This is a genomic window from Atribacter sp. (assembly GCF_035418125.1).
GTDB classification, from domain to species: Bacteria; Atribacterota; Atribacteria; order Atribacterales; family Atribacteraceae; genus Atribacter; species Atribacter allofermentans.
Genome location: NZ_DAOLQM010000070.1, coordinates 1 through 5,826, shown reverse-complemented (window position 1 = coordinate 5,826; position 5,826 = coordinate 1). Strand labels below are relative to the sequence as shown.

Here is a 5,826-nt window from a genome sequence, read left to right as displayed (position 1 = left end):
TTTCCCACTATGAGGGGAAAAATAGAATTAACTTGAAGGTTCAATCAATGCTACCGCTTCGTAATGAGGGGTTTGAGGAAAAAGATCGATCCAGGAAATTTTTTTTAAAAAATAGTTGTCCTCAGCAAATACCGCTAGGTCACGAGCCAACGATGCGGTGTTGCAAGAGACATAAACGATTTTCTCAGGGTGAGCTGCAATCAAAGTTTTGATAACTTTGGGTGTCAAACCTGCTCGAGGAGGATCAACTATTCCTTTTTTCATAGAATTTCCAATTACATCCAACAATGCCTTTTCCACTCTTCCACAAATAGCGTTATAAGAAGAAATCGAGTTTAAAGTAGCATTATACTGAGCATCTTCAACTGCCTGGGGATTTTCTTCAATTCCAGTAATCATGGTCCCCTGGCGTGATAAATATAATCCAATACTTCCGTTTCCTGAATAAAGGTCAAAAAGCGATTCCCCGGGTTGGAGATCGGCATAATTGGTAATGATTGGAAAAAGTAGCTCACCGGTATGAATATTGACCTGAAAAAAACTATCAACGGAGACTTTGTACTGGGTCGAACCAATGGTTTCAATATAATAATCCGAGCCATATAAAAGAATTTTTTCTTCAAACAAGAGGGCATTAGCCAGTGAATTGTTTATAATGTGCACAAGTCCAGAAACGTTAGGAAAATAATGGGTCAAGTCCTTAACCAGTTCTCCCACCCCAGGGAGTTCTCCCCTTATCGTTGAAAGACCGATCAAATATTGGTCAAGACTGCGGTTGTAACGAATTAATAAATTTCTTAAAAAACCATCTTTTCGAACCGGATCGTATCCCTTTAATCCATAACGGTTTCCATAAGATCGAAAAAAATCTAATAATCCAGTAACCAGCTGTGAATTCATTAAATAACAGGTTTGTAAATCAATAAGATCCCAATATTTACCCTTAGGTCTCAATCCACAAATCAATTTTCCATCTTGGTTACCAAAGTTGAACTCCATTTTGTTACGATAACCAAGACTTAGAACTGATGGAAGAAATCCTTCATAGTCTATCGATGAAAGATCGACTTTACCAATCTTTTCAATGGTATTGAGGGCATTTTTCTCTTTTATTGATACCTGTTCAGCATAATCCGCAAACTGAAGGCTACATCCACCACAGCCCATTTTAAAATGAGGACATATCGGTTCAATTCGAGCTGGGGATTTTTCAATGAATTCTTCGAGTTCTCCTTGAAGAAAATTTCTTTTGACTTTTCGAATTGTAACTCGGCATTTTTCTCCAGGTAGAACCCCAGGTACAAAAACTACCCAGTTTTGATGGCGTATCACTCCAACACAATCGGGAAGAGCAAAGGTTTCAACAATTCCTTCGATAACATCACCTTTTTTCAGCATGAACGACTCCCTTGTTTTTGACGAATCACCTCATAAAGTCCAATACCAAAGGCTACTGATACGTTTAGCGAGTTTACCATATTTTCCAAGGGTATAGAAACGACGTAATCACAAAGCGAACGGATAATCTTTCGAACTCCTCGATCCTCTCCTCCTACTATAATTCCCCAGGAACCTTGGCTAAAATCCATTTCCCATAAGGGCATTTCAGCATCAGCTTCAAAGGAAACCATCCAAAAATTATTCTCGCGAAATTCTTTAACAATTCCAGTAAAATTATTCTCCTGAGCTATGTCGACTTTTTCCAGTTCTCCTGCTGAAGATTTAATCACTTCTGAATTTATCGGTGCGGTGTGAGCTTTGCTAGTAATAACCCCATCAACACCAAAAGCTGATGCTGTTCTGAGGATTGCACCTAAATTCCGTGGGTCTTCAACGCTATCAACAAAAACCACCAAAGAATCCTTCTTGGATTTTGCTTTGGTTAGAATATCTTTCCAGGTTGGACTTCCCAATGGTTCATAAACCAAAACCACCCCTTGGTGATGAGCTGGATAGCCGACAATTTTTTGTATAGCAAACTTATCCAGCCTAATAAAGGGTATTTTTAAACGATTGGCTAACTCGATAATTTTTATGATTACTTCACCTTGGATATCATTCTGAAGATAAAGCTGTATTGGTTTTTTCCTTGGTGATTCCATGGCTACTTTTACTGGATTTCGTCCGTAGATGATATTTGACATTGCTTCCCTCTTCTTCAAGCTTATTTTGAATTCACCCTCGGTCTTGATAAATCAAGCCCCTACTAAAGAATTTAAAAAGTAGGGGCGTAATTCATTGCGCACGATTAATGTAGCGACATGCCGTGGCAGGTTGAATCTTTGTTCTTAGTTAACAATCTTCATCTCGATAATAGCGAGGCCCCAGAGGTGTATCTTCGATGATATAGCCGGATTTCACAATAGTATCTCGAAGAAGATCTGCCTGGGAAAAATCTCGATTTTTTCTGGCAATTTCCCTATCTTGAATCAGTTTTAAAACTTCTCGATCTTCTTCCTCTATCCCCTGTAGCGGTATCACACCCAAAATTTGGTTCACTTGATTGAGAAAACCTAAAATACTTTCCAATGTATTGAGATTCCATTTTCGTCTTTTTGGTTGAAGATAAATATTCATCTCTTTAATAAAATCACTCAAAACCGCCAAGGCTTGAGGGGTATTAAAATCATCAGCAAGTGCAGAAACAAACTTTTCATACATTGACTGGATTTTATCTATTAAGCTTTTATCACTATCCTGCCATTTCGAATCTGACTGGATTTGGTTATAAATAAAAAAGAAATTCCGAACAAAATTTTTAATTCGATTTAAATAACTCCCTGCAGCATCTAAAATCGTATCATCGATATTAATAGGATTGCGGTAATGAGTAAAAAGAATAACTAAACGCAATAATCGGGGATCACGGTTAGCATAAAGCTCACGTACGGTCAAGATATTGCCTAAAGATTTCGACATCTTTTCATTTTGAATATTCACATAACCATTATGAAGCCAATATTTAACAAAAGGTTTGCCGGTAGCTGCTTCACTTTGAGCAATTTCATTCTCATGATGGGGAAATATTAAATCAATTCCGCCGGCATGAATATCCAGGGTTTCGCCTAAATATTTCATCGACATCGCCGAACACTCAATATGCCATCCTGGTCTCCCCTTTCCCCAAGGGCTTTCCCAAAAGGGTTCTCCTGGTTTGGCGCTTTTCCATAGAACAAAATCGGCAGGATTTCTTTTTTGATAACGAGCCTCAACCCGTGCTCCCTCTATCTGATCTTCTATAGGTTTTCGAGAAAGTTTACCGTAACCTGAAAAACGTGAAACATCGAACAAAATGTCACTCTCAAGAGAGTAAGTAAAACCTTGATCTTCGAGTCGTTGGATGAGGGCGATAATGTCTTGAATATGCTCAGTCGCCCGGGGGGAAACGGTTGGTTGATTGATGCCTAATCTTTCGGCATCAATCAAATATTGTTCAATATAATTAGCCGCTATTTCTTCGGGTTGAAGACCCTTTTCCTTGGCTCGATTGATTATTTTATCATCAACATCGGTAAAATTTTGTACAAAGTTAACTTCATAGCCTACCTGTTCAAAAAACCGTCGCAAACAATCAAATATTACAAATACTCTGGCATTTCCAATATGAATTAAGTCATAAACGGTGGGTCCGCATGCATAAAAACCAATTTTTCCTTTATTCTGTGGAACAAACAATTCTTTTTTTTGGGTTAGTGTATTATAGAGGTAGATATCCAATCTCGTTCCCTTTCCTGTTTTTCATTATAAAATAATACCTATCATAGATTCTGCCATAAGGAATATAATTATTTGGCTTTTTCCATTATAGATAATCATGCCACTTGGTAGCACCAGATGAAGATGAAACCCAAGATTCGACATGCCATGGCAGGTCGCTACATTAATTGGGCGCAATAAATTGCGCCCCTACATTTTATATTCTTTGGTAGGGGCTTGATTTATCATGCCCTTAGGTTTTTGAATGAAGTTAAATTTATTCTTTGCCGAGTAAAACCTACTCAATCACCTCAATAGTCACATCATCGACACCAGATTGGTGGATCCCAATGGCTTTCGCTGCAGCCAATGATAGGTCGATTTCTCGATTTTTACTTCTCGGTCCTCGATCGTTTACTCTTACAACAACCTTTTTGCCATTATCAGGATTCGAAACCAAAAGAATCGAGCCAATCGGGAGGGTTCGATGAGCTGCCGTAAAAGCATAAGGATTAAATACCTCTTCGCATGCCGTTGTTCTTCCGGAGAATCTTGGCCCATACCAAGAAGCTAAGCCAATAATTTTATTGACTACTCGTCCTTCGTATCCATCATATAAACGATAAAATTCCATTTGGATCTGATTTAACCAGAGCAGAGCAAGGTCTAACATTTCGGAGTTATTTAGAGAGGCATCGCTTGGGTAAACCGAAAAAAGAAGCTTTTGATTACAATAAGCTATCACCTGTTTTGATTCGGGTGCTACATAAAAATTAATGGCACCCGACGGAGGATGTGTAAACAAATCCGACAATCGCTTATAAATTTTTTCGGTTCTTTCATCAATCGAAGAATAATCACCGGAATGTCGAATCCGCATAACTCTCCTTCCACTAATAAAAATTGTTCCTGAATTTCGATTTACCAATCGATCCGGTATGGATTTGTTTGCATAAGTTAAATTGGAAAAAATAAAAACCACCAGGGACAAAATAAGGGTTATCGACATCCCTTTTATACATTTTTCCAAATAAGACATATGGATAGGCATGCAATGCCTTCCCCCTTTCCTAAACTTCCAAGTCTTTCGTTGGTCGTCGCCTTAAGGCCGATCGACTGAATATCTACCCCAGTCACTCGGGATAAGTTTTGTTTCATTTCCATAACATAAGGCATGACCCGGGGAAATTCAGCAATCAGGGTACAATCAAAATTAATGATATCCAACCCCTCGCCCCGGATTTTTTGAGTTATTTCTTCCAACAATAAAAGACTATAAGCATTAAGGAAACGCTCATCTTGATTGGGAAACCAATAACCGATATCTGGTAATGACGCTGCTCCCAGCAAAGAATCCATTAACGCATGGCAAACCACATCCCCATCGGAATGGCCGGATAAACCAAGATGATAGGGTACGGTAACACCACCTAAAACTAATTTCTTCCCTTCAACAAAAGGATGAATATCATATCCTAAACCCACCCTAAAGCCGGTCAGGATTTTATCCATCTTAAATTCTCCTCAGCTCGCATAAAATCCTGGGGGGTAGTTATTTTATAATTCTCTTCAGAACCCAATACCAAGTAAACCGGAATCCCTATCCGCTCAACCATGGCTGAATCATCTGTCGCATAAAAACCGTCAACCTTGGCTTTTTGGATGGCTTCCCAAATGATAGAAATCTTAAAAGATTGAGGGGTCTGGGCTCTCCAAACCACCGAACGATCTAAAGTTGAATCAATATAATTGTTATTTTTACTTATTTTTAAGGTATCAACCGAAGGAATAGCGCAGCAAACTGCACCATATTTCATAACCCCTTCTACTGAGCGCATGAGTATCTCTTCACTCACCAAAGGTCGAACCCCATCATGGATTAAAACATAATCATCAGGGCGGTTAAAAATTAACTCTAATCCAGCATAAACCGAATCTTGCCTGGTACCCCCACCAAAAACATAATGTAAAACCTTTTTGGTTTGAATATGATTGAGAATCTGTTCCTGGAACTGCTTCTCATGATTTTCGTTAATGACTACAATTATTTCATCTATTAAGGGTGATTTCTCAAATGCATCAATAGTATATGCCAACACCGGTTTCCCTAAAACCGGTAAAAATTGCTTG

Annotated in this window: 6 protein-coding genes; all 6 read right to left on the bottom strand. The window is 38.6% G+C overall.

All coding sequences use genetic code 11. The features are described from left to right. Positions 1-27: 27 nt before the first annotated feature. Positions 28-1,398 carry a 23S rRNA (uracil(1939)-C(5))-methyltransferase RlmD gene (rlmD, locus tag PLK24_RS05240; RefSeq protein ID WP_324476975.1) on the bottom strand — a complete coding sequence of 457 codons (1,371 nt, stop codon included), beginning with the start codon at positions 1,396-1,398 and terminating at the stop codon, positions 28-30. Beyond that, positions 1,392-2,144: a 23S rRNA (guanosine(2251)-2'-O)-methyltransferase RlmB gene (gene rlmB / locus PLK24_RS05235; protein ID WP_324476973.1), complete on the bottom strand. Its 753-nt coding sequence runs from the start codon at positions 2,142-2,144 to the stop codon at positions 1,392-1,394. Before rlmB ends, rlmD begins: the two co-directional genes overlap by 7 nt. 148 nt (positions 2,145-2,292) lie before the next feature. After that, positions 2,293-3,717, bottom strand: a complete 1,425-nt coding sequence (gene cysS, locus PLK24_RS05230; protein WP_324476971.1) for a cysteine--tRNA ligase — start codon at positions 3,715-3,717, stop codon at positions 2,293-2,295. Positions 3,718-3,994: 277 nt separating this feature from the next. Continuing rightward, positions 3,995-4,735 carry a septal ring lytic transglycosylase RlpA family protein gene (locus tag PLK24_RS05225; protein WP_324476969.1) on the bottom strand — a complete coding sequence of 247 codons (741 nt, stop codon included), beginning with the start codon at positions 4,733-4,735 and terminating at the stop codon, positions 3,995-3,997. Beyond that, positions 4,711-5,196 (bottom strand): 2-C-methyl-D-erythritol 2,4-cyclodiphosphate synthase, encoded by a 486-nt coding sequence (gene ispF, locus PLK24_RS05220; RefSeq protein WP_433872987.1) that lies wholly within the window; start codon positions 5,194-5,196, stop codon positions 4,711-4,713. The genes PLK24_RS05225 and ispF overlap by 25 nt, the downstream gene beginning before the upstream one ends. After that, a partial coding sequence (ispD, locus tag PLK24_RS05215; protein ID WP_324476965.1) for a 2-C-methyl-D-erythritol 4-phosphate cytidylyltransferase occupies positions 5,193-5,826 on the bottom strand: 634 nt, incomplete at its 5' end. The genes ispF and ispD, both read right to left, overlap by 4 nt.